This is a genomic window from Vibrio tapetis subsp. tapetis, from assembly GCF_900233005.1.
In the GTDB taxonomy this organism is placed as follows: domain Bacteria; phylum Pseudomonadota; class Gammaproteobacteria; order Enterobacterales; family Vibrionaceae; genus Vibrio; species Vibrio tapetis.
The window spans coordinates 419,672-442,133 of the sequence record NZ_LT960612.1 but is presented as its reverse complement, the minus strand read 5'-3'; the positions used below and the strand labels follow the sequence as shown (position 1 = coordinate 442,133).

Below are 22,462 nucleotides of genomic sequence, written 5' to 3'. Positions count from 1 at the left end.
TTAAGCTGGATTTTGGAGCCGTCATGTCACCTATATGTCTCTATTTTATTGATAAGGTATGGCGAGCCGTTGAACGTATTCAATGCGAATACTTTGTTGAAACTCGACAAGCTCAACACTGGCGCTCAGGTAACTTGCTTTAGAGGCGATAGGTAGAGCAGTTGGGCGATTCTCTTGAGCGTATTGAAACGGGATTTTGGAACCCAGCATGTTGTAGTTTTTATCGAACCATTGCCAACTTGCCGCAGCAACTGGGCACCCGTCGATATGTGCTGGTAAGTCGAGTGATACTTGTGCTCGATTGGTCTGTTGGCTTTGGGTTAGCCATGACGTGTGCCTGTCCATTGAAAGTAAGTCCATTGAAAGTAGCAGGGTAACTTGTTTATCTCCTACTGATAGCGTAAACAACCCTGATGCTGGTTTATGCAAAAGTTCGGGGCTCTCAAGCTCTTGGTATTGGCGGCTTGCTGCAAGACTTCCTTCCAATAACACAACGCCATTAGGTGAGGTTAATAAAATCTTTTCTCTAACTGGGCTCGCTTCAGTTGAAAGCCGAACTTGGTAGCCCTGAGACGTAAGCCCTGAGCGTTTTATGACACTCAACCGTAGCTTTGTATCAAGCTTGACCTCTAGCGGTAGGGCTGTTCCACATGCCGTTTGACTGAGGATCTCGCGCTTAATGGGTTGCCAATGTTGGCTGCTTATCGTGTGCTGATTAAGGGCCAAGTTAAGTTCCTGCCAAGCGAGCCGAGGCTGGTTGGTCGCCAGCGCCTGATACGCATGTTGCAAAGGCGTATCGGTAAATAGGTTGGCATGCACGAAGTTAGGTAGGGTGCACGCAAAAAAAGCCAATGTTAGTTGCTGTTTGATGGTTTTCATTACTTGGCCTCTAACAATCGATAACCAACACCTCGGTGGGTTTTAATGGCCAAACTGGGTAGCTTTTGTCTTAGGTGTAAAATGTGATTATCGACGGTTCGCGTGCTCGGGAATACCTCGTAGCCCCAGATTTTATTGAGTAATTCATCACGGTGAAACACACGACCTTGGTGTTGTACAAACAGCAACAAAAGCTGAAATTCTTTAGGTTTCAGAGCAACGTTTACTTCGTTCACTTTAGCGATCCTCTGCCCTAAATCGACTTCAATATCTGCATACGTTAGTAAACTCGAGCCTAATGGGCGCAATTGGGTATTCACTCTGGCAAGCAGTTCGTCACTTGAAAATGGCTTAGTGACATAGTCTTTGGCCCCGGCCTTTAGCCCTTCAATTCTTTGCTCAACATCGATTTTGGCCGTCAAAACGATAACAGGCACCGCTTTGAGTAGTAACCACTGAGCTAAATGTTGCAGGCTATCCCCATCGCTCAACTGTCGGTCGAGAATGACTAAATCAGCTTTATACCAGAGCTTAGTGGCTTGTTTGGCGCTCGTTGCCCATACACAGTCAAATTTATTGTTCTTGAAAAAAGTGACTAAGCCTTCACCTAATAGTTCATCGTCTTCAATCAGTAGAATTGTGCTCATACGGCAGCTCCAAAATACAGCGTGTGGGGTTGCGATGGATGGTCATTTTGCCATTTACCATCTGTATTAAGTGTTCGACAATGTCTAAGCCAATGCCCATATTATCGTTATTTTTAATGGCTTCTCGTTGTTGAAATATTTTTTGCCATAAGGTGGGGAATTCGCCTTCATCTTTCACTTCAATCACTAAGGTTGTGGTCAAATGCGCGGTAACGGTGACCACGCCTTTACCATGTTGCTTTGCATTTCTGATTAAGTTTTCTAAGCAGATCGCTAGCCAATAGTAAGGCAGGCTTATCTCGTCATCTTTATTCAGGCTGTATTGCACTTCATGTTTATCACAATGGTGACTCAGCCAATCACCAAGTGGGCCTGTTTGATACAGCAAAGTAGTAGATTTTTCAGCACTTAAATAGGCTTTACTGTTTTGAGTGAGTTGCGACAATCTTTGGTAATCGGAGACCAACCGCCAAAAAACGTCTTGTACGTCGTCATCGAGCGAATCAAAGTGGTGACGAAACATATCAATGGTTAACCCCAAGCTGGTAATGGGAGTTCGCAGTTCGTGAGTCAGCAACTGTAAAATGAAACGCTTCTCTTTGCGTTGTTTGTGTTTCAAATAGCTAAGACGCAATAAAAAAGCCAACAGCACTGAACCGAGAAATAGCAGTAAGACCTGTATCGAGACACCCAAGGGTTGTTTCTTGCTAATACATAAATTGCTGTAGGTAAAAGTGCAGCTGTCACCTTGGAGTGTTATGTTTGCCTCCGTTACTAGCGGGTGCCAAATGTTAGTGGGGACCGCCTTCCAGCCGCTTTCACCTGATAGCCACAATGTGTCACCTTCCATCCAGGCTCGATAGCCATTAATTAATGCTTCTTTACCCGATTCAGAAAGGGAGGAAAGCTTGTGATGAAGAGGGTTGAGCGGGTTAGAGATACTGGTGAATCTTAATATCTTATTTGAGGAACTTTGCGCAAGCTTGCCACGGTTAGCAAGGTAGCGATCGGCATAGCTCCCGCCTGCAGGGTGTAAAACATCGTTGATCGCAAACCAATCTTCGCTTAAAGGCGTTCCTCGACATAAGGCCAGTTCAAAGCCAATCGCTGGCTGCAGCGCGTTGTTAGCTTGCTCTACTGGACGACACTGAGATGCGACACTATTGAGAGTTCGCAAGTCATGCCAGTTAATGTTCTCGAAATTGGGGTAACGCGATGCATCCATCCATAGTGCATTGGGATATTCGCTGATCGCATTTTGTGAGAGTGTTAGCGGCGTCTTTTGCCATAAATTCTGGTAAAGCGCTTGCCACTGGCTTTGCAAATTTTGGCCAAATGTGACGCCAGAAAACAAACTTGCCAGACACAATATGTATAGACGCCCAATCATTGGTGACACTCTGTTTTTCATGATGTGAGAATTTTAGAACGATTCTCCAGAGATTTGTAATCTATATGTCAACATTCTGGTGCGAGTTACGAAAGACGCCGGACAATGGCTGTCTTGATATAAATTTAAATTATCAAAATAATAAATTATGATAATTTCTAGTAATTATTGATTTTGAATATACTCTCCTCATCGAAACAAGAGACGACAAATTAACCGAGTTTGGAGAGCAAAATGAAAATGAATCACGTAGGCATCATGGTTGGCGATATGGACAAAGCTGTCGAGTTTTATACTAAGGCTCTCGGCTTAAAAATCGTGATGAATAACACCAAAGTTATCGAAGAACGCGAATCAGCGATTGGCCGTATGTGCATTGCGGTATTCGGTGAAGGCTTTAAAGGTTTCAATATTGCTCACTTGGTAACGACTGATGGTATCGGTGTTGAATTGTTTGAAATGAAAGAGCGCCAAGAACGTCACGAAGTGGATTTCTCTCGCTTAGGTATTTTCCATTTTTGTCTTCAAACGGACGATTTCGAATCAGCGATCGAACGTACTGAAAAATTTGGCGGTAAAGTGCGTATGGACATCATGCGTTACCACCCAGAAGATGATAACAAACCAGCGAAAATGGTTTACCTAGAAGACCCGTTCGGTAACTTGTTTGAGCTTTACTCTCACACATACGAAGAGACGTACGCGTCAGATTACGAGTAACGGTGAGCCCTTGCCGCCATTAAGGTAGAAGGGCAATCGACCTAAAGAGGATTAGTAGAGATACTCATCCTCTTTTTGTATTTGGGAAGAAGTGCAGAGGCTAATCATAATTTTACAAAGATGTGTTAAATGACAATGAAAACTCTCTAAAGGAAATGTACGTTTGGAGTTGACCAGAGTAAATGATCCGCACCAGCAGTTTTGGACACTGAGTTACGTGAGCACAATCACTAACGAGGTGAACAATTACAACTAAGAAAACACGAATCAAGCATGCTCCTGAATTCAAAGCCGAAGCGCTTAAGTTAGCAGACAAAGTCGGTGTCGCTGTTGCCGCTATCGTTGTATGAATCTAAAATCCATGGATGGCGTAAAGCCGTCAGTAGGAAGGAAAATTACAGGGATAACGCCTGTGTTGAAAGCTTCTTCAACTCAATGAAAGTAGAAGGCACAGTGCGCTAGAGTATCTAAACCCCCTCGACACAACTATAACGTAGTCAAAGCAACGCACCTGTTACCTAACAGAGTCGACAACGTTGCGATCATTGGTTTGTTAATGTAATCGCTTTCTACTGCTACGTCGTCAAGCCAGTAGATATCGGCAAGCAGGTGAAGATCTTCAATCAATGCTTGGCAATTTTCTTCAGTCACTTTTGCTATATCACTAGGGAAATCATCACTGAGATCGACAATGATCACTCTTTGATGATTTTTTAGCTTCAATCTTACAATATCTTCTAAATCGGATGTGCTTTTCTCTCTGTGGAAAATAAACATCACACTTTGGCCCTCTCCGATATCGTAGATCTTATAGCGTCGATCATTGAGATAAATAATATTGAACTTCATGTTATCGATTCCTCGGGATTTAAATAGTCAGCCAAAATGAAAATGTTGAGTTGGGATTAGACGTTAATTTTTAACTCAATGTTGTTTGAATTGAGTTTGATTAACTTCACTTAAAGATTCAAAGAATTAGAGAAATTCAAATGTGAATCTCTCAAGTCATATTTGAATTTCTGTAAACCATATCCAGAACACGGTTGGTTATTTATGATCACTGCATTCATGGTTTTCTAGGAAAGGAAACCTAATGAAGCAAAGGAGACAGATTCAAAAAAGAATCTAAGCAGCATCAATCAAAAGTTGTTAATCAATTGAAAAATATCAATAAATATCTTTTTTTATTCTCCCTTCTTGTAAGTGGTTTGTTTTCAAGTATTGCATGGTCTTCGAGCTCGATGTTGAATGACGTCTCTTCAATAGCCAAACTTATTTATGACAGTGAACCTCGAATTGAAGCGACAAGTGACATCAAACAAATCAGAAAGAATCAATCTCTGACGTATCGAATTACAAAGGAAGAAGCCGAAAGTGATTTATGGTCGATTGTGATCGTGGATGGGGAAAATAATGAGATAGTAGATGGTGGTCAGAAATTGATTACCAATATCGACAATATGAACTTTCATCGAGAACTCGATGGCAGCTTACTTATAAAAATATCGAAGTACCGACCTGATGATGTGATTGTGACTAACTGGTTACAGGCTCCAGAAGGTAGTTTTTATCTCGTGAAGTATGTGTACTTATAAGGTAGAGAGCATGAAAAAAATATTTGCCTATTTCCTGCTAATCCTCTTATTGATTAGTGCTATACCGAGTTTTTTTGGCGAAAAGCCTGCATTGGTTCTTAACCACGCTGATAGTTCATTACCCATTGAGTCTTTGTTAAGCACATTAGTTAAAAATCAGATAACTCCGCTAGGTGTTGAGAACCAACAAGACGAAACTACGTTAATCTTTGAAAGTAAAAAGGAACAGCGAGAAGCGCAACAGGTACTGTCATTGGCGTTTCCGTTAACTCATTCTCATTTTTCATTCGTCAGTGCAGCACCTCAGCTATTTAGTCAGGTAGGGCTAACACCAATTAACCTGGGATTAGATCTTCGTGGTGGCGTGCAGTTCATGCTGCAAGTTGAAATAGATGACAGCGTGAAAAGTTTGGTAGAAGCGACATCGGTTAATGCTCGTCACGTGGCTCGTGCGGAAGGAATACGCAGTCGAATTACTGACATAGATAACAATGGATTTTCAGTCATTATTACTAATTTAAGTAGTCATGATTCAAGCAGTATTCAAAGCGTAACCGACTACATGCGTTCACAGTTTTCTGAATGGAAAATCAATGTAAACAACAATGTATTACGTTTTACGCTTGATGAAAGCATTAAAGAAGAGCAGGCAAGCCTCGCTATGCAGCAAACCCTAAATATCATGCGCCAGCGTATTGAAATTTTAGGTATTACTGAGGCTGTCACCCAACGTCAGGGTGCTGATCGTATATTGATAGAGCTTCCGGGCGTTCAAGATCCTCAGGTAGCGAAGCGTGTTATTGGTGCAACAGCAACGATCTCTTTTCATACGGTTGTTGATTCAATCCAAGCTGCACAGGTTCATACTACACGTGATGGGGAATCCTGTACGCTTGTCTAGGCAACCGGTGTTAACTGGAGAGTCCATTATTGGTGCATCTGCATCGGTTGGCGAGTTTGGACAACCTGAAGTGAACCTAGTGTTGAGCAGTGCGGGAGGCAGCAAAATGTCTGACTTCTCTCGTAGTAACATAGGTAAACCTATGGCGACCTTATACAGCGAATATCATCAAGATCATAACAACCAACTTGTTCAACGCCATGAAGTGATCAACATTGCTACGATCCAAAGCCAATTAGGAAGTCGTTTTAGAATAACGGGTATCGGGCAAATTTCCGATGCACAAGACCTTGCGCTAATTCTACGCTCTGGGTCATTGACCGTACCTGTGACCATTATTGATGAGCAAGTGATTGGTCCAAGCCTAGGTGAAGAAAATATCCAAAAGGGTTTTCTTGCGGTGATGGTTGGTTTAGCTCTGACATTTGTGTCGATGCTGGTTTTGTACCGAAAGTTCGGTGTTATCGCATGTGCCGCGTTGATCGCCAATATTGTCATGATTGTAGGTTTTCTATCATTGATACCGGGTGCCACGCTCACTTTGCCAGGTATTGCGGGTCTTGTACTCACAATGGGCATGGCGGTTGATACTAACGTTCTAGTGTTTGAACGAATCAAAGAAGAAATGCGATCAGGAAGGCCGCTAGCGAGCGCGATACCAAGAGGCTACAAAGAGGCAAGAAGTACGATTATTGATGCAAACCTGACGTCGTTGATCACAGCAATTATTTTGTTTGCGATTGGCTATGGTGCGGTTAAGGGCTTTGCAATAACGCTCGGAATTGGACTGTTAACCAGTATGTTAACAGGATTACTGTTTAGCCAAATGTGGATGACAAAACTTTGGGGGCACGACAATGACAAAGCTTAACCAACGAGTCGCGGATATTCAGTGGTCCAAAGTAAGGTGGAACGGTTTATTAGTTTCACTAGGGTTGATGTTGACATCAATTGTCTTGATAGCAACCAAAGGTTTTACTCTTGGGCTTGAGTTTACTGGTGGTATTTCTCATGTCGTCAATGCTGATGTCCCTGTTAGCTTGGAAGCGATGCAGTCAGCCTTGAGGACGGTGTTTGATGAATTACCCAATCTGGTGCCTGATGTTACTTACCAAACTTGGCAGTTACAGTTTCCTATTGGCGGAGCGGGTGAATTGGAGTTGTTGCAGTGGTTAAGAGCTGTAGAACTGGAGCTAGGGCATCCGCTTAATCTCGTGTCGAGTTCGGTTGTTGGCGCGCAAGTGGGTGAGCAATTATTTGAGCAAGGTGGTTTGGCCCTGATTGTTGCGTCTATCGCCATTATGTTTTACTTAACTGTGCGTTTTGAATGGCGATTAGCCCTGGGGGCGATTGTTGCTCTACTGCATGATGTGCTGGTGGTTTTAGCATTGTTTGTCGTGTTTTCGATTGAATTTAATCTCACCGCTCTTGCGGCATTACTTGCAGTGGTGGGGTACTCGCTTAATGACTCTATTGTGATCGGAGATCGAATTCGTGAGTACCTGGCCCGCAGGCCGAATCAGAGTACCAGTGAATCTACGGATCAAGCGATACGAGCGTCATTATTTAGGACTCTAGTGACCTCTGGAACGACGTTATTGACGGTAAGCAGTATTGGCCTTATCGCAGGCGGAACATTAAGTGGATTTGCGTTTGCATTGTTTGCTGGGATTATTGTAGGCACTTGGTCTTCATTAGTGATTGGTACTGCAATACCGGAAAGAATCGGTTTGTCTTCTGAGCATTATAAGCCAAAAGCGCCTTTGTTAGATGAAGGTGGCAATCCTATTCATAGCTAATTGACGTGGCATAGTTAATAGGTTTTTTTTATGATGATTTACAGTAATCTCTATTTTAAAGTTCTGTAATTCGTCATAAACAATAACTGGTTAGATATAATTAACTGGAATGTTTATACTTTATTAAGCGTCTGAATTTAAGTGATTTACTTGGTTGTGGTTACTTCATGAGTCGTATGTTTAGCTCATGAAGCAACCAATAATCAATTACCAAAATTATTATTAGTTACCCATGGTGTTTAATAATATTAAATGATAGGCATGAAAATATATGAAAAATATAACCGATCGACCAAGAATTCTTTACGGGAAAGTACCTTTCAAATACATTTATTTTGGTTTGACTTTTTATGTGATTGCTATGTGTGGTTTTTTGTCTATGGCAAGAGTGATGAGTTAAGATGAAATGGCTTTTATTGGTCAGTTTAATCGCATAGTGAAGTGGTCTACTATGCGATAGTTAAAGGTAAAGTATATTTATGATGACATTCGTAGGGTTAAGAGTGACATAAAAATTAAATAACCAAGAATAACGGTAATAAGTGGGATGTATTTCATGGTTTATCTCCATCGATTATTGATGATTATTTATCGCATAAACTCTTCACAAAGCACATGAATTAGAGAAATTCATTATCCCCCTGGTTGATAGTGAATCATTCTTAATTTTCTAACTAATTATGTTGATAGTAAGAATCGTATGCTCTCTGAGAGAGTTCCTCTACTAAATCAAAGGTCAATTATGGTCGCTCGACTTTTAACGCTTTTCTTTTCAATCCAAATTGTTTGGTTTAGTTCATTCACTCACGGCCAAGAAAACCTCAATTTTGTGGACACGGCGACGCCTGAAAGCACTTTGTCTGGTTTTGTTACGTACTCTGAACTCGTAATTAAGTATTGGCAGCTTGAACAGCTCCATTTACCTGAAGCGAAGCATGCTTATACCCAAGTAACGCGTACCATGGATTTGTCAAACCTTCCCAATCGCAGTCGAACTGTGGTCGTGATGGAAAGGATTATTTTGCTGCATGAAATTCTTAATAGGTTAGGGCAAGACGTTCAATTACATCCTTCAGAAATAATGTCACCAACGGGGGACGCTGGCAACCAATGGCGTCTCGCGAATACAGACATCTTAATTGCTAGGCAGACCAGTGATCAGAAGATCGGCCAATATCTATTTACGACTACTTCCGTTAATAGCCTCTCAAAATGGTATCGCCTGATATCAGCGTCTATTGAGAAAAGTGAACATGAAGTTGACTTGTACCATGAGTTTTTAATTCGTCCTGGCCCACTGTTTCCGAAGTCACTGATTCAGTCTTTACCAGAAAGCTTCAATAACTTATATGCATCGATTCCTCTTTGGCAATGGTTCGCTTTGGTGAGCGTATTTTTGTTATGTCGATTTATGATTAAAGTCAGCTTTTCTCTTGGTGAAAGTTGGAACTTACATTGGTATCGAAATGGATTGAAATGGCAGGTTGGCCGCCAGTTATCTCTGATTGGGGTCGTCTGTATTCTTTTTATTACCCGAAAAGTGATTGATGACGGGATATGGATCACCGGAGGGATCTATCAGTTTCTGTCGACTTCATTCTTGATAGGTCAGTTTTTCTTCGTGGCCTGGTTGATCATGACCATCTTTAATTACTTCGCTGAACTGTATGTGTTTAACAAACACGAAGGTAAGTATGTCGACTCTTCTTTAATTACGGTACTCGCGCGTATTTTTGGCGGTCTCACGATTGCTATTTTGGGCATCTATGTGGTCGATTTCATGGGTTTCTCAATTTCGCCTATCGTGACGGGTTTAGGGGTTGGTGGTTTGGCGGTAGCGCTCGCGATTCGTCCGGTACTGGAAAACGTGATTAATGGGCTTACCTTGTATGCTGATGGTGGTATCAAAATTGGGGAACTTTGCCGCTATGGCGATAACCTGGGTACTATTGAGAGCATAGGGTTACGGTCTACGCGAATCAGAACATTAGAACGTTCTTTAATCACGATTCCTAATTCAGAATTTGCCAACATGGAAATTGACAATCTAGAACGTCGGGATAAGCGCCGGATGAGTCACCGTTTGAGGTTGCGCTCGGAACTAACTCAAGACCAACTCAAACTCTTGGTTGTTGGTATCAGGCGGTTGCTTTTACAACATCCTAAACTCGATGAAGAGCCAGTGAGAGCAAGGTTTGTGGGTGTCGGTGAGTTTGCAATTAACATCGATCTGCTCGCTTATATCATATGCAAAGATCATGAAGAGTTTCTTGCAGTGCAAGAGGATGTGATGTTTGCAGTAATGCAGCAAATTGAAGCGGTAGGCGCTCAGTTGGCATTCTCCAATCAATACCAACTCACGCAGGCACTTAACCCTATAGATGATGAACTTAAAGAGAAAGCGACCGAGACAGTAAAGCAGTGGCAGGATAACAATAATTACCCATTCCCTGACTTTAGCTATGAATTTAAAGATGGGATCAAAGATAGCATCATGTACCCAGCGAAAAGTTCAGCGGTTCGCGCAAATAGGAATGGGTAAAAGAATATTCTTTACCGTAAGGTGATTCTCAAGAATTTGAATTACAGGCTCCTAATTCATCGTGTTCGTCCTTTACGCATACTTATGTTTACAAGGTGTTCAATCTGTTGCCTGCATGGCGGTAATTAACACGACACTAGATATGTCCCTTTGGTATTTGATGACTTCTTCCAGTCGATGGGTGTGAGCATCATATTCGGACTTTGGTTTGCCACGTTATTAACGCTGTTCACGAGAAAGTTGATGTCACAATGTTGGTATCAGTTTTTTTTGTATTAACCGTTAAGAAATAAACGACTTAACAACAAAGTTCGATTAAAGATGCGTGCTATTATCGATACATTTAGTAGCATGAAGGCGCAAGCCTTTAACGGGTAAAGGGGGCTTTAAATGTCACGGCAAAGACTCATGGACATTTAGTAATGTATGAGTGGGTATTTTGAGAGGAATCGTCTTGGTCTGTTGGATCGGAATTAGAGGCCTTTATTTAAAAATAAACCCCACACAATAAGCAATTTATAGCGTGGAGTTATAATTTGAGAAATTACAGCAATGCGCCGATGTCTTGTACGATTTCTGTAATACCGATAGTAAAGAATTGCACACCCATACAGATAAGAAGAAAGCCCATGATTCGGGTAAACGCGTTTATCCCATTTTGGCCCAGAGCTTTGAGTAACGGGTAAGCCATGCTCAGAATAAAAGCGGCAACTAAGCTCACAACACCAAACCCACCAAGCACGCCTGTATAAATACTTATTTTTTCTAGCTCTTCTTCACTAGAAGCGATTTCAGCCGCAAGGCTAATGATCAGTGCCATTGTGCCGGGACCGCACAGTGATGGAATCGTAAGGGGCACTAAAGCAATAGAATCTTGTCCGACACTGCCATCCAGGCTTTCTGGTTTTGGAAACAGCATGTTGAAGCCAATCGCACAAATGATAATTCCGCCACCCAAGCGTAAGCTCGGAATTGAAATACTAAATAACTCTAAAACAGAAGCACCAATGAAAAAAGTAATGCACATGGCGATGAACAGGTAGAGCCCAACAGTTTTCGCTTGTGAAACGATGTAACTCTTGTCTCGGCCCTTACTTAAACCAAGAAGTACGGTGGCAGCGGCAGGCGGGTTCATCATCGGCAACAAGCCGAGAACGGTGAGAGTCAAATAGGTGAATAAAGTTTCTAAATGCATAAGTTTCCCTTAAGGTTTTTGTGTGATTGGGTGGCGGTTAAATTAATAAATGTGGATTTAATATTGATTCAAATTATTGGCTAAGTGACTGGCTAAGCTAACTAGGTTAAAGAAGCATTAACTGCGCAAGATACAGAACACTAAAGAATGAAATCGCATCGGTTAATGTGGTGAGCAGTGGGCTAGATAACATCGCCGGGTCGAGGTTTACGCGTTTTAGAATTAGGGGCAAAGCGCCACCGATCATGACTGCGAGAGTGGACGATATTGTGTAGGCCGCCGCAACAAGTACCGGTAATAAGTGACTTGGCTGGCCATGGGCAACCAACATGAGCAGGGCAATAACCAGGCCAATAGCAAGGCCATTGATAGCGCCAATAGGCAACTCTTTGGCGACGACAAATAACCAGTCTTTGGCTGAAATATGTTTAGTCGATAGTTCTCGAATAGAAACGGCAACGGATTGGTTGCCCGCTGCGCCCGATAGGTTAGCCACTAAAGGCAAAACGGCCGCTAATACAGCTACTTGCTCGATAATATGTTCAAAAGAAGCGATGATCGATACGGCGGCATAGCTCAAAATGACTGATGGGAGCAAGAAGGTGAGGCGTCGGATATTACGCTGTAATAGCGGCATCGTACGAAACTCGTCGCCGCCAAATATACCGCTGGCTTCACGTTGTTGTTGTTCGGATTTCTCATATAACGCCTGGTTTAATTGGGTATGACCAACAATGCCAATTTGAAAGCCATGTTCGTTGATAACAGGAACGGTAGAGTGTGAGGTAGAGTCGAGCACACTTTTTAATGATTGGAGATCAAAATCCGCAGGTACGGTGGGGACACTTGTATCAATATGATCGAGCAATCTATCCCAAGATTGAGCGAGAAACAGTTCTCGAGTTTTGACTGTACCTAAGTAGTTACCGCGTTTGTCGTGTAAATAAATGTAGCGCCATTCAATTCGTTCAGAGCTTTGCTCACCTTCACGCAAGACGTTCTCTAAGTCTGAAGTGGTTGCCCAGCTTTCCAATTTAATGATCTCATTCTTGCAAATACGTCCCACGGAGCCATTAGGAAAAGACATTGCGGCTTTTTCTTCGTTTTCCCAAGTTTCGGGCAGTGAGGATTCAAGGGCTTTGTGAAGTGGTTTAGGTAAGCTACGTAATAGAGAGCGGCGAACATCTGAACGCATATGTAAAAGAATGTCTTTCGCGCTGTCGATAGGAAGGTTTGAAAATAAGAGTGCACGCTCTGGCTCTGTTAGGTAATCCAGAAAGTCAGCAGCCAGATTAGGCTTTTGAGTACAAAGCAACGCCCAAAACTGTTCACATTGTGCGTTGGTGAATTTTCTAATCACGAATGGAAGGTCGGTCAGGTTAGCACTTTCTATTTGTTTGATAATGCCATCACTAGTCCCGGACTGCATTGCTGAAATTAACTCGGAGTACAGCAGCTCGGCGTCAGTGTTAGGTAATGGAACGGTTATTAAGGTCATAATAATGGGCTACACTGCAATGTGATTACGTTTGCGAATTATTCGGATAAACAAGGTGATAAAAGCAATTGTCATCAGCATTAAGCTGGTGAAGAGAAACCACTTGGTGATGAGTTCTTGATGTTGATGTAGAAACGGGTGACGCATAATGGACTTTCCTGCATAAAGCAGGGTTAACACCCACACGATGGAACTGGTCATGCTGATCATGACTGTGCGGATAAAGCTGAGGTGTGCAATACCCATAAGCATTGGGGTTAAAACACGAACGAATGGGATAAAGCGAGATACGAACAACGATAGGAACCCGAATTTATTGAGAAGGCGCCTTGCTCTAGGTAATGAATCGTCAGGCAGTACGACGTCAATTTTGTTCATGAAGCGTGAACCTTCTAACCAGCGCCCTTGTAGATAGCCGACAATCGTACCTAAACAAGCTGATAAGCTGAGAGCAGTCAGGGCGGTATAAAAATCCACAGCACCTAATCCAACAAGCCCACCTACAAACAAGACCAGCCCGTCTCCTGGGAGAGGCAAAAACACAAAACTCGACTCTAGAAATAACACAACCGAAAGCAGTAGCAGCAAGATATGGAGTGAGTTGATCTCAAGTAGCGTGTCAAAATCTTGTACCCAAATGGCGGATAATATTTCATTCATACTCTTTCCTTAATGGTATCAAACGGCGTAACAGCCCGGTCTAATGATCTGGCTGTTGTGCTTCGTGTTAGTCGAACATCAATATTAAATAAGCGAAGAAGAGAACAAGATGGGTCGCACCATTTAGCGAGTTGGTTCTGCCGCTGCTAAAGCTAACGCTGGTCATGAGAAGTGTGGCGGCCAGCAACACCATTTCTGCGGATTCTAAGCCTAATTTCAAGGGCTGATCCATTACACCAGAGATCAATAAGACAGCCGGTACGGTCAGTGCAATCGTTGCTAAGACCGAGCCGAAAAACAGGTTGATAGCACGCTGTAGTTGGTTTGTAAGAGCGGCTTTAACGGCACCAACGGCTTCTGGTGCGAGAATAATAAGGGCAACGACAAGGCCGCCAAGGGCTGCCGGAGCTCCCATAACGCTAATACTGTCGTTAATTGGAATGGCTAACCCTTTTGCTAGAAGTATCACGATGAGCAAGTAGCTAATGAGCATGACAGTGTGAAATAGGTTGCTGCTTACAGGGCCGTGGTGGTCGTGTTCACTTTTATTGTCGGCATCAATGAAGAAGTGCGTATGACTACGTGTTTGTATGAATAGAAATACGCCATATAGCGCAATGGATGCGAGAACCAATGTGCCCATCAAGCTCAATGACATGTTTCCATTGTCACTACTGCTGGTAAAGTTTGGCAAGATCAAACAAAGCATAGCAAGAGGAATAATGGCAACCAAATACGCTTTAATGCCATCCAAATTGTAGGACTGGGTGTGATACTTCATCCCACCAACTAATAAGGTAATACCGACAAAGCCATTTAATACCGCCATAATCACAGCGAACATAGTATCTCGGGCAAGAACTGGATTTGGATCGCCAGTCAACATGACAGAGGAGATCATGATCACTTCCAATGAGATGACCGACAATGTCAGAATGAGGGTACCGAAAGGGTCTCCCAACTTAATTGCTAAGGAGTCTGAGTGGCGAACCACCGCAAAAATTGCGGTCATTGCGACATAAAAGAGTACGGCGGTAGTGATGACATAAGAAAAAATTGAGAGACTTGAGGTAAGCATGTTTTCACCTAAAGTCTTGAAGAATATTACAGTCAAAATACCGAGGAGCAGCGTTTTTTCTTGTTTTAAAGTCTTATACATTTTGAGCTTCTCGTTGATACCAACACCGTAAGGTCCAAGTAACGTGTTGATTCGCGAATGTTCACTACGCCCTCCATAAGGTAGTGATTTGCTCATAGTTTATGGTTGTGGGGAGAGGTTGAATATGAATTAGAGAAATTCATAAATGCGCCAATGTTTACCTCAGATCTGAATTTTTTCATCGACGATATTTTTAACAGGTACTGCTTCGCTGTGTTACTCGAATGCATCAATGACTGCACTGATGTTGAGACTGAACGTCATGTTTATGATGGCCTGTCTCATGGAGATTCTATGAATGGACTCGTTCCAGATCTGCGTGAATCGGGAGGTGCACTCAAAGAGAGCGGTTTACTCTTCAAGAAGAACATCAATTAGTCTTTAATTTCCGAGAGGCTCGAAAATAGATAAACATCATGATGTTGCTTGATAATAAAGAGTTACTTCTCTGGCTGAATCATCTTATCGAAGAAATTTTGTATTGTTTGGTGCAGCAGTTGGTTTAGTGGAAAACCGCGTTTAGATTGCAGGTATCCACCGTTAATTTGAATCGTTCTCATCTCTTTTGGAATAGTAGGAAGAGGGTAACAACTCAATTCGGGCTCATTCTCAGTTACCAACGTACTGCCAAAAGACAAGGCGTCAGAATGTTTTAATTTATTGAGTAAAACTCGAATACTGTGAGTCGTTAGAACGATATTTGCTTTATACCCTCTTGCTAAATAAAAGTCTTCAACCGGGGCGCGTTTTGAGTTAATCCCATCAGCGAGTATCCGAGTGATAGGAAGGTGATGGATGTCTTCTAGGGCAGTACTCTTACTAAGTACAGGGTGATCTTTACGAGCAATCAGGCTGAGTTTTATTTCTTTTAAATGGTGCTGGTAAATCTCTTGTGGCAATTGGAACTGAGAAAAAAGGAGTAAGTAATCTATTTGGCCATTAAGTATTTCATTTAAGCTTTGCTCTTGCCAATAAACTAATTTAAAACTGGCAGCAGGTAATGCCTCGCTTAGAGCACTAAAAATACCATCTCCCCATTGCTCAAGCATGAAGATGTTCATTGCGATCGATACTTCACCTTTAAATTGCTGAGGGTCGAAATTTTGATAAGATTCGACGACTTTTACTAGAGGTGTAAACATTTCATCGGCGGCTTCGGCAAGTTTCTCAGCAAGCTCAGAAGGCTCAACACCATGAGCTTTACGAATAAAAAGTTGATCACCAAAGGTCTCTCTGAGTTTAGCTAAACCGCGGCTGACACTAGTTTGTGATATTCCCAATTTGTCTGCGGCCTGATGTGTGTTTCGTGTTTCTACAACAGCTTGCAATAGTTTTAGTAGATTTAAATCTAAATCGCGAAGTTCTTTCATCGTTAGCCCTTAACTATTGAGAGTCTTCCATTGTAGTGTGCAACGACAGTGACGCAAACTTTTTGTCCGAAGACGCTGAACGCTCAAATCAGATCTTTGCCCTTATCATTGTTACGGCTCTTACGATTAAGATTGAGTAACATTCTCTAACATTAAAAATAATGATTTTCATTTCAGGCTTGTCCACACAATGACCTCAATTATATGTTAAGAATAGACTAAGTTAGATCAGTAATGATCCTAAATAAATGGAGATCTATAGTGGAAAGAGAATAACTACTGCCTTAAAATGTAAAACGCCCGATGAAATGCATCGAGCGCTTTAACTAAATAAAGAAACCCAACTGAAATTCAGCTGGGTTTTGATAATGTGCAGCGAATGCTTAAATCTTAATTAACTCAGGGAAGCGCCATTCTCCAGAAATTATTTCTGCTTGGGGCTCATACATTCTAACTAGGTAATTCCATCCATTCGTTATTGGTAAACAGTTTCGTTTTTCTGGTGTGCAGTCACCAAAGTTAATGGTGATACTTCCATCGTCATTGGGTTTAGCTGTTAAGCTATTATAACTATTAACGCCTAAATCATTAGCTTCTAAGAACCCATCTCGATTGTAAACCGTAATTGACCAAAATGCGTCCACTGGCACATCGTTAACGGTGACTTGATAAGGTGTATCAGCCTCGTTATTTTCGACACTGAGTATTTCATACGCAGCATTTTCAATCGGTAACCCTCCCCATCCAGATGCTGTGCTAAGTAGGTGATGAACAGGATCTACTTTGTTTTCTAAGCCTAAACCTTTAGATGCATCAAGGCCCAGTAGAGCGAGAGTATTTAGTGCATCTCTTGCTATTTTTAATTGGCGCTGATCCCATTCAGGTAATTCAAGATCAACACCTACGAATGGGGTATTAACCGAGATCTGATTTTGCAGCTGGTTAGCCAGCATTATATCTGTAGGATCATTCGCATTCGCCAGCACTCGAAATGATACTGTTACATAACGACTGCCGGTACTTTCCTTTGTCAATGTATATGTACCGGCTTCGGTATTGCCATAGATGTAGTGGTCTTGATTAATAACTTGCATACTAATATAGCGGTCGCCACCGTCTGGTAACGTGATCACCGCTGGTTCGCTCAAATCAAGGATTATACCAGAGTAAAGAGTATCCATATTCATCCGAATAATTGCTTGCTGATCGAGCGGTATTGGTCCTCTCATGTGAAATAACTTCCCAATGTCACCAATGACTGATAACTGAGAGCGTATCATGGAGTCACTTTCTGCTCGGGCAAAGTTATCGACATTAACATTTTCTACAGCAAGGGCTGTCCCTACAGAAAGTGATGAAATGGATAATGCGATGGCCGACAGTTTTAATCGTTTTTTAGTGCTCATAATATTCCTCTTTCAAATTTATTTGGTATTGACACAATATGGACTAGATTGGCTAGATGCTCAGATTAAAGAAAATCACATTTGTTGGTTAATGGTCAGAGCGCATAGGTATAGCTAATGGTTGCCTCATGGTCTTTATTTTCATTGTATTTGTAGAGCAGACGAATATTCTGATTATTGTTAAATCGATAACCTACAACCGATTCAAACTCGTACTTTCGGATCGTTTTTTTTGCTGTATTTTCAAGTCTTAGATCATTAAAGCTGTAAGAGTATTGAGGGATTATGTTGACCCAAACGTCGGAGGTGACGTTATATACCAACATGGCTTGGAGCATACCTATCGCAGCTTGGTTTTCTGCAAAATCATTGGTGGTGAACCCCGCTCCTATCATAGGAACAAATAGTAATTTCTCGCTAAGAGGTACAACTTGTAAACCGTTGAGGACAAGAGAATGAGAACTAGCACCTAGATCTGCAAAATTAGTGTCCCATATATAATCAAGCATAAAGCCTGTTCCTATATCCGTATTGGTTGCCGCCGCTCGGATTCTGTGGAGGTTCAAGTCTTCTTTTGCTTCATATTTTGTGAGTGCTCCCCATGACTCGTTAATTGGTATAGCTAAGCCTAAACCGAGAGTCGCACCTTCAGTTCCGTATGCAGCTTCGACCGAAGAATAAATGACGGTTGGGTCCGAAAAGTCAATAATATCGTTAGAGTTTTTAATCGAACTTTCAGCATACACGGAAGTCGATAATGATAGGGAAATAGACATTAAAATCAGTGATTTATGGTTCATTGTTTTTCTCAAGTTCATGTTGTTGATATCATGTTATTGAGGAAGACAAACAGAATCTATGAATTACAGAGATTCATAATTGGAGGGAATTGATATAATTACTCAGCCTTTGAGTTTACAGGCTTATTAATATGTAAGTGGCCAACTAAAATTGGCCACGGTTTTGTAAGTTTACCCTGGTAAAGCCTGTTTTCTTTAACACAGCTTGTATGCGCAAAGCCCCAGCTTGATGATTGGGGGCTTTGTACTATTGCGGCGATGTTGTTATCTCTAGAAGTTGCGGATCATCGATCCGCAGGATGATTGACGCCATCGTTAGTGACAACGTCACCTAGATCGAACGGATTAACACCCTCAAGGCAACCAATATTGAATCCGTACTCATGGGGGTTAGAACGGCGCTGGTGGTGGGTGTAAATGCCACAATTGGAACAAAAGTAATGCTTTGCTGTATTGGTATTAAATTGATACAGCTTAAGAACATCTGCACCTTTCACAATGCGAATTCCGCTTAAATCAACCGAACCAACCATCGCCCCTTTTCTTCGACATATTGAACAATCACAACGACGTGGGTTTTCAATGCCATTCGGTAGGGAGAGTTCCAGTTCTACCGCGCCACAGTGGCAGCTTGCTTTGTGTTTTGGGTTAATTTTGGTCTCGCCAACTTGCTTTATCATCTTATCATTCCTTAATTCGATGTTATGGTTTTTGCCATATTATAGCCCGTTATGGCAAAGCCTACTTCTTGGTATAGTTTGAGAGCCCGCGAGTTATGATAAGCCACTCGCAGTTTAATTTGCTTGATTCCCAATGGGAGAAGCTGGCGTTCCAGCGCCTCAATGGCTGATTTGCCAATCCCTTTTCCGCGATATTCTTCGGATATAAAGAAGTCGTAAATAAAGGTCGAATGATCGTGTTGGTTGATGCTATGCCACAAATAGCCCACTGGCACTGCTACGTCGTTTGAATTGATTTCGATGCAAAGTAAATCGTGCTCTGCGGTTTCCAAGCCATTCGGAAAACAGCGCAACAAATCGGCCTTTGCTAGTTCAATCGCCATTTCCATCGAATGACCATAATTGGTGGCAATTTCTTGGCTGTAATCGGCGATGAAATACTGGCAATAATCGGGGTATTCCTCTTGTCGCATGGCTCTTAAATGTACCAAACTGATGACCTCGTTTTTAAGCATTAAACACTAATGAAATAGCGATGAACAACATCACGGTTCCCACTACAAACTCCAGTATTTTCCACGTTTTGGGTTTTTTAAATAATGGGGTGAGTAGTCTTGCACCGTAACCGAGAGAAAAGAAAAATACGAAAGAAGAAGCAATTGCGCCAATGGCAAACTGAGACTCAAAAGGGTGATACTGAGTAGAAATAGACCCCAGTAATACCATGGTATCAAGGTACACGTGTGGGTTAAGCCAAGTAAAGGCTAAGCAAATACCAATGGTTTTCGCCAGAGAGGTTTGAGTGTGTTGGTCAGCTTTTAGGGCATGATCGGTGGTCAAGGCAGATTTAAAGCTAATCAAGGCGTAAACGGTTAAAAACGCCGCGCCGCCATATCGGGCAGACACTTCAATCCATGGAAATTGCTGCACCATTGCACCAAAACCAGCGATGCCTACGGATATTAAAATGGCATCGGATAGCGCACACACGGCGCATACAGCGAAGATATGTTGATTTTTCAGACCTTGCTTTAAGACGAACGCGTTTTGAGATCCAATAGCAAGGATCAAAGAGAGACTTAAAGAAAAACCAGCGAGATAGGTAGACATAGAACTTATTGCTCCCTGCAATGAAAATGGTTGCTCCGTTTCAATTCCTAAACGGCGGCTTGCTCATCGTATTGATCAGCAAGCCAAATAGAATAACCCAGCGGCTATTGCCACGCCAGTTCCTGCTCATGTCACCAAAGTAGAGAGTTTTTCTTGGATCGCTTGAGTGCAGACTCTTACCGACAACGGCGTTTTCTTTCCAAAAGGGTTTAAGGCATAAATGCTGGTGGCCTTAAGAGAGTACGTTGGAAATACAGGTTCTAATTTGGTATTTATTAAGGGTAAATAAAAGTCTGGGACGATGCCTACTCCCGCTCCCGATTTAATCAATGCCAAGGTACTATGAAATGAATTAGTGATGCAGTGAGCGTCTGCCTCATAGACAAACGCATGGGTGTTCTGGCCGCTAAATTCGTGCCTAATGCGTTTACCTTGCCAAGCGTTGGCAATGTAGCTGAGCTCCTGAGGTGTGTTTTTTTGCTCATCGCTTAGGTTGCCACATAAGACGTCTTTAAACTCTCCCAGTCGCTTTTGAATGATGGCGCTGTCTTCAGATTGCCCAACACGAATAGCCAAATCAATATCATGCTCCAGAAAATCTAATCTTTCATCACTGCCTATGAGTTCTGGCTTCAGTTGTGGGTACAGTTGCATCAGTTCGCCAATGACAGGGGTAATGAGGGTTTCCATTAACGCGTTAGGAGCGGTGATTCGAATTCGGCCTTTAGGCTCTTCTATCGACTCTAATGCCTCGCTCCAAGCTGAGTCTGCAAGGAGGTTGATTTTGTTGCAGCTTTGGTAGAAACGTTCGCCTTCAACCGTCAGTACCTGTCTTCGAGTCGTGCGTTTTAGCAGAGTAATCCCGAGTTCCGTTTCCAGAGCTTTCAAATGTTGGCTGATGACCGACTTTGAAAGGTCTAGAGCATCGGCCGCTGCTGACATCGATCCAGATTCGACAATATGGGCAAATACCGACATCTGACGTAGGCGATTCATTTATTGTTCCATTTTTCTAAACAGTTATTTCTAATCTAGCTGTTTTTCAGTTCTATTGATAGAGCTAATCTAGCCCTATCAATAGAACTGAGTGAAGTAAGTCACTTTGGATAGCCATACCGGCTAGTTTAAATCGAACGATAGAAAGGAAGAAAAGCATGTCTAATGAAGTATTAGAAATCTGTAAGCAAGGTCTAACGGCTTGGCAAAACGCTTTTAATAGCCAAGATGCGAAAGGTTGCGCAGATCAATATAATGAGAATTGCGTTATGACTGCAGACCCTGCGGGGCAGTTTGAAGGCAATGAGGTTATTCAAGCGTTTTGGCAAGGCTTTATGGACCAAGGTTTCGCGGACGTACAATACACTAATGTGAAATGGGAAGCTCACGGTGATAATGGCTATATCTTGTCTTCTAACTGGACGATGAACAAAGCGTTTGGTGTTGTTCATCGTGAGTTATGGGTTGTAGAAGCAGACGGTAAAGCACGATTGGCCAGCGACCATTTTGAGATGCTAGGTGAAAGATAGTCGTCGTTTGGACGTCGCGTATTTTTAGTGTCGACTGGCTGATGGAACGGCTGAGATGGATATCAATGGTTTAAATAATACTCATCGTGTTTGGCTTTGGCTTTGGCTTTGGCTGTATCATCTTGGCTTCCGTGATGGAGCTGTACGACATTGAGATCATTAGAAGAAAGATGAATCCACCCTTCCTTTAATTGTATCCAGTTACTTGGAAGGGCTTGGTAAACGAAAGGGAAAGTTCCCCAGCCAGACTCCGAGATGAAAAGCTCTTCAAGTGTGTCGACATTTGTTACTTGGGCATCAAAACGTGGTTCATCATAAAGCGCAATCTGAGGGGTATCGAATGAGGATAAATCGCTTGATTGAACTTGATAGCAACTAATGGTTGTGAGCGTTCGGTTTAGCCATAGATACGGAAGAGCGCCTTGTTGGTCGTAAACGGTACAGTCGTTAAATTGAACAGCCCAAGATTGCTGATTGGCAAAGCCGAGATAACCGATAGGCGTGTTATTGGAGGCTGAAGTTGTTTGGCAGCCAACCAATAATACGAAAAATAAAAAAGAAACGTACCGCATGATCCTGCCTCCG

General features: G+C 42.3%; 23 protein-coding genes and 1 pseudogene. 8 read left to right on the top strand and 16 right to left on the bottom strand.

Going from position 1 to position 22,462, the window contains the following annotated elements:
* Window positions 1-45 precede the first annotated feature (45 nt).
* From VTAP4600_RS19145 to VTAP4600_RS19135, 3 genes are read right to left on the bottom strand one after another with little or no spacing between them, the layout of a single operon-like run.
* Window positions 46-879, bottom strand: coding sequence for a DUF2861 family protein (locus tag VTAP4600_RS19145; RefSeq protein ID WP_102524391.1), 834 nt, complete (start codon window positions 877-879; stop codon window positions 46-48).
* The gene (locus tag VTAP4600_RS19140) at window positions 879-1,526 is read right to left on the bottom strand and encodes a response regulator transcription factor (RefSeq protein ID WP_102524390.1); all 648 of its coding nucleotides are present in this window, start codon (window positions 1,524-1,526) and stop codon (window positions 879-881) included. The genes VTAP4600_RS19145 and VTAP4600_RS19140 overlap by 1 nt, the downstream gene beginning before the upstream one ends.
* A complete protein-coding gene (locus VTAP4600_RS19135; protein ID WP_102524389.1) occupies window positions 1,504-2,916 on the bottom strand; it encodes an ATP-binding protein in 1,413 nt (470 codons plus the stop codon). The genes VTAP4600_RS19140 and VTAP4600_RS19135 overlap by 23 nt, the downstream gene beginning before the upstream one ends.
* A gap of 234 nt (window positions 2,917-3,150) precedes the next feature.
* On the opposite strand from VTAP4600_RS19135, the gene VTAP4600_RS19130 reads away from it, so the two are divergent.
* Both VTAP4600_RS19130 and VTAP4600_RS19125 read left to right on the top strand, forming a co-directional pair.
* Window positions 3,151-3,636 carry a VOC family protein gene (locus VTAP4600_RS19130; RefSeq protein ID WP_102524388.1) on the top strand — a complete coding sequence of 162 codons (486 nt, stop codon included), beginning with the start codon at window positions 3,151-3,153 and terminating at the stop codon, window positions 3,634-3,636.
* Window positions 3,637-3,881: 245 nt separating this feature from the next.
* A pseudogene (locus VTAP4600_RS19125) lies at window positions 3,882-4,014 on the top strand (IS3 family transposase); the annotation flags it as partial.
* Window positions 4,015-4,122: 108 nt separating this feature from the next.
* Here VTAP4600_RS19125 and VTAP4600_RS19120 read toward each other — a convergent pair.
* Window positions 4,123-4,485 carry a hypothetical protein gene (locus VTAP4600_RS19120; RefSeq protein WP_102524387.1) on the bottom strand — a complete coding sequence of 121 codons (363 nt, stop codon included), beginning with the start codon at window positions 4,483-4,485 and terminating at the stop codon, window positions 4,123-4,125.
* A gap of 392 nt (window positions 4,486-4,877) precedes the next feature.
* Here VTAP4600_RS19120 and VTAP4600_RS19115 point away from each other — a divergent pair, with 392 nt between their 5' ends.
* The 5 genes from VTAP4600_RS19115 to VTAP4600_RS19095 all read left to right on the top strand — a co-directional run bounded on the left by VTAP4600_RS19115 (window position 4,878) and on the right by VTAP4600_RS19095 (window position 10,473).
* A complete protein-coding gene (locus VTAP4600_RS19115) occupies window positions 4,878-5,231 on the top strand; it encodes a DUF1214 domain-containing protein (RefSeq protein WP_102524386.1) in 354 nt (117 codons plus the stop codon).
* Window positions 5,232-5,241: 10 nt separating this feature from the next.
* Window positions 5,242-6,132, top strand: coding sequence for a preprotein translocase subunit SecD family protein (gene secD / locus VTAP4600_RS19110; protein WP_172443178.1), 891 nt, complete (start codon window positions 5,242-5,244; stop codon window positions 6,130-6,132).
* Window positions 6,125-7,003 carry a protein translocase subunit SecD gene (secD, locus tag VTAP4600_RS19105; protein ID WP_172443177.1) on the top strand — a complete coding sequence of 293 codons (879 nt, stop codon included), beginning with the start codon at window positions 6,125-6,127 and terminating at the stop codon, window positions 7,001-7,003. Before secD (VTAP4600_RS19110) ends, secD (VTAP4600_RS19105) begins: the two co-directional genes overlap by 8 nt.
* Window positions 6,990-7,931: a protein translocase subunit SecF gene (gene secF, locus VTAP4600_RS19100; RefSeq protein ID WP_102524383.1), complete on the top strand. Its 942-nt coding sequence runs from the start codon at window positions 6,990-6,992 to the stop codon at window positions 7,929-7,931. The genes secD (VTAP4600_RS19105) and secF overlap by 14 nt, the downstream gene beginning before the upstream one ends.
* Before the next feature lie 742 nt (window positions 7,932-8,673).
* Entirely contained in the window at window positions 8,674-10,473 is a 1,800-nt protein-coding gene (locus VTAP4600_RS19095) for a mechanosensitive ion channel family protein (RefSeq protein WP_102524382.1), read from the top strand.
* Window positions 10,474-11,017: 544 nt separating this feature from the next.
* On the opposite strand, the gene VTAP4600_RS19090 is transcribed toward VTAP4600_RS19095, so the two are convergent.
* The 11 genes from VTAP4600_RS19090 to VTAP4600_RS19035 form a co-directional block, all read right to left on the bottom strand.
* A complete protein-coding gene (locus VTAP4600_RS19090) occupies window positions 11,018-11,668 on the bottom strand; it encodes a MarC family NAAT transporter (protein ID WP_102524381.1) in 651 nt (216 codons plus the stop codon).
* A gap of 106 nt (window positions 11,669-11,774) precedes the next feature.
* Window positions 11,775-13,166: a magnesium transporter gene (locus tag VTAP4600_RS19085; protein ID WP_102524380.1), complete on the bottom strand. Its 1,392-nt coding sequence runs from the start codon at window positions 13,164-13,166 to the stop codon at window positions 11,775-11,777.
* A 9-nt stretch (window positions 13,167-13,175) separates the two neighbouring features.
* Complete coding sequence (locus VTAP4600_RS19080; protein WP_102524379.1) at window positions 13,176-13,826, bottom strand: DedA family protein; 651 nt, start codon at window positions 13,824-13,826, stop codon at window positions 13,176-13,178.
* A gap of 67 nt (window positions 13,827-13,893) precedes the next feature.
* Entirely contained in the window at window positions 13,894-14,985 is a 1,092-nt protein-coding gene (locus VTAP4600_RS19075) for a calcium:cation antiporter (RefSeq protein WP_102524378.1), read from the bottom strand.
* Between the two features lie 440 nt (window positions 14,986-15,425).
* The gene (locus VTAP4600_RS19065; protein ID WP_102524376.1) at window positions 15,426-16,355 is read right to left on the bottom strand and encodes a LysR family transcriptional regulator; all 930 of its coding nucleotides are present in this window, start codon (window positions 16,353-16,355) and stop codon (window positions 15,426-15,428) included.
* Window positions 16,356-16,738: 383 nt separating this feature from the next.
* Window positions 16,739-17,761 (bottom strand): DUF1214 domain-containing protein, encoded by a 1,023-nt coding sequence (locus VTAP4600_RS19060; RefSeq protein WP_102524375.1) that lies wholly within the window; start codon window positions 17,759-17,761, stop codon window positions 16,739-16,741.
* A 95-nt stretch (window positions 17,762-17,856) separates the two neighbouring features.
* Complete coding sequence (locus VTAP4600_RS19055; protein ID WP_102524374.1) at window positions 17,857-18,561, bottom strand: hypothetical protein; 705 nt, start codon at window positions 18,559-18,561, stop codon at window positions 17,857-17,859.
* A 284-nt stretch (window positions 18,562-18,845) separates the two neighbouring features.
* Window positions 18,846-19,238, bottom strand: coding sequence for a GFA family protein (locus tag VTAP4600_RS19050; protein WP_197708694.1), 393 nt, complete (start codon window positions 19,236-19,238; stop codon window positions 18,846-18,848).
* Between the two features lie 14 nt (window positions 19,239-19,252).
* Window positions 19,253-19,732 carry a GNAT family N-acetyltransferase gene (locus VTAP4600_RS19045; RefSeq protein WP_102525449.1) on the bottom strand — a complete coding sequence of 160 codons (480 nt, stop codon included), beginning with the start codon at window positions 19,730-19,732 and terminating at the stop codon, window positions 19,253-19,255.
* A 16-nt stretch (window positions 19,733-19,748) separates the two neighbouring features.
* On the bottom strand, window positions 19,749-20,351 hold the full coding sequence (locus VTAP4600_RS19040; RefSeq protein WP_102524372.1) for a LysE/ArgO family amino acid transporter: 603 nt from the start codon (window positions 20,349-20,351) through the stop codon (window positions 19,749-19,751).
* A gap of 126 nt (window positions 20,352-20,477) precedes the next feature.
* A complete protein-coding gene (locus tag VTAP4600_RS19035) occupies window positions 20,478-21,347 on the bottom strand; it encodes a LysR family transcriptional regulator (RefSeq protein WP_102524371.1) in 870 nt (289 codons plus the stop codon).
* Between the two features lie 158 nt (window positions 21,348-21,505).
* On the opposite strand from VTAP4600_RS19035, the gene VTAP4600_RS19030 reads away from it, so the two are divergent.
* Entirely contained in the window at window positions 21,506-21,877 is a 372-nt protein-coding gene (locus VTAP4600_RS19030; RefSeq protein ID WP_102524370.1) for a YybH family protein, read from the top strand.
* A 62-nt stretch (window positions 21,878-21,939) separates the two neighbouring features.
* Here VTAP4600_RS19030 and VTAP4600_RS19025 read toward each other — a convergent pair whose 3' ends face one another.
* On the bottom strand, window positions 21,940-22,449 hold the full coding sequence (locus tag VTAP4600_RS19025) for a hypothetical protein (protein ID WP_102524369.1): 510 nt from the start codon (window positions 22,447-22,449) through the stop codon (window positions 21,940-21,942).
* Between the last annotated feature and the right edge of the window lie 13 nt (window positions 22,450-22,462).

What these genes read in the sequence shown, in the direction of transcription:
- VTAP4600_RS19145 (WP_102524391.1), bottom strand. Translation starts at nt 879, where the DNA reads ATGAAAACCATCAAACAGCAACTAACATTGGCTTTTTTTGCGTGCACC.
- VTAP4600_RS19140 (WP_102524390.1), bottom strand. Translation starts at nt 1,526, where the DNA reads ATGAGCACAATTCTACTGATTGAAGACGATGAACTATTAGGTGAAGGC.
- VTAP4600_RS19135 (WP_102524389.1), bottom strand. Translation starts at nt 2,916, where the DNA reads ATGATTGGGCGTCTATACATATTGTGTCTGGCAAGTTTGTTTTCTGGC.
- VTAP4600_RS19130 (WP_102524388.1), top strand. Translation starts at nt 3,151, where the DNA reads ATGAAAATGAATCACGTAGGCATCATGGTTGGCGATATGGACAAAGCT.
- VTAP4600_RS19120 (WP_102524387.1), bottom strand. Translation starts at nt 4,485, where the DNA reads ATGAAGTTCAATATTATTTATCTCAATGATCGACGCTATAAGATCTAC.
- VTAP4600_RS19115 (WP_102524386.1), top strand. Translation starts at nt 4,878, where the DNA reads ATGTTGAATGACGTCTCTTCAATAGCCAAACTTATTTATGACAGTGAA.
- secD (WP_172443178.1), top strand. Translation starts at nt 5,242, where the DNA reads ATGAAAAAAATATTTGCCTATTTCCTGCTAATCCTCTTATTGATTAGT.
- secF (WP_102524383.1), top strand. Translation starts at nt 6,990, where the DNA reads ATGACAAAGCTTAACCAACGAGTCGCGGATATTCAGTGGTCCAAAGTA.
- VTAP4600_RS19095 (WP_102524382.1), top strand. Translation starts at nt 8,674, where the DNA reads ATGGTCGCTCGACTTTTAACGCTTTTCTTTTCAATCCAAATTGTTTGG.
- VTAP4600_RS19090 (WP_102524381.1), bottom strand. Translation starts at nt 11,668, where the DNA reads ATGCATTTAGAAACTTTATTCACCTATTTGACTCTCACCGTTCTCGGC.
- VTAP4600_RS19085 (WP_102524380.1), bottom strand. Translation starts at nt 13,166, where the DNA reads ATGACCTTAATAACCGTTCCATTACCTAACACTGACGCCGAGCTGCTG.
- VTAP4600_RS19080 (WP_102524379.1), bottom strand. Translation starts at nt 13,826, where the DNA reads ATGAATGAAATATTATCCGCCATTTGGGTACAAGATTTTGACACGCTA.
- VTAP4600_RS19075 (WP_102524378.1), bottom strand. Translation starts at nt 14,985, where the DNA reads ATGTATAAGACTTTAAAACAAGAAAAAACGCTGCTCCTCGGTATTTTG.
- VTAP4600_RS19065 (WP_102524376.1), bottom strand. Translation starts at nt 16,355, where the DNA reads ATGAAAGAACTTCGCGATTTAGATTTAAATCTACTAAAACTATTGCAA.
- VTAP4600_RS19060 (WP_102524375.1), bottom strand. Translation starts at nt 17,761, where the DNA reads ATGAGCACTAAAAAACGATTAAAACTGTCGGCCATCGCATTATCCATT.
- VTAP4600_RS19055 (WP_102524374.1), bottom strand. Translation starts at nt 18,561, where the DNA reads ATGAACCATAAATCACTGATTTTAATGTCTATTTCCCTATCATTATCG.
- VTAP4600_RS19040 (WP_102524372.1), bottom strand. Translation starts at nt 20,351, where the DNA reads ATGTCTACCTATCTCGCTGGTTTTTCTTTAAGTCTCTCTTTGATCCTT.
- VTAP4600_RS19035 (WP_102524371.1), bottom strand. Translation starts at nt 21,347, where the DNA reads ATGAATCGCCTACGTCAGATGTCGGTATTTGCCCATATTGTCGAATCT.
- VTAP4600_RS19030 (WP_102524370.1), top strand. Translation starts at nt 21,506, where the DNA reads ATGTCTAATGAAGTATTAGAAATCTGTAAGCAAGGTCTAACGGCTTGG.
- VTAP4600_RS19025 (WP_102524369.1), bottom strand. Translation starts at nt 22,449, where the DNA reads ATGCGGTACGTTTCTTTTTTATTTTTCGTATTATTGGTTGGCTGCCAA.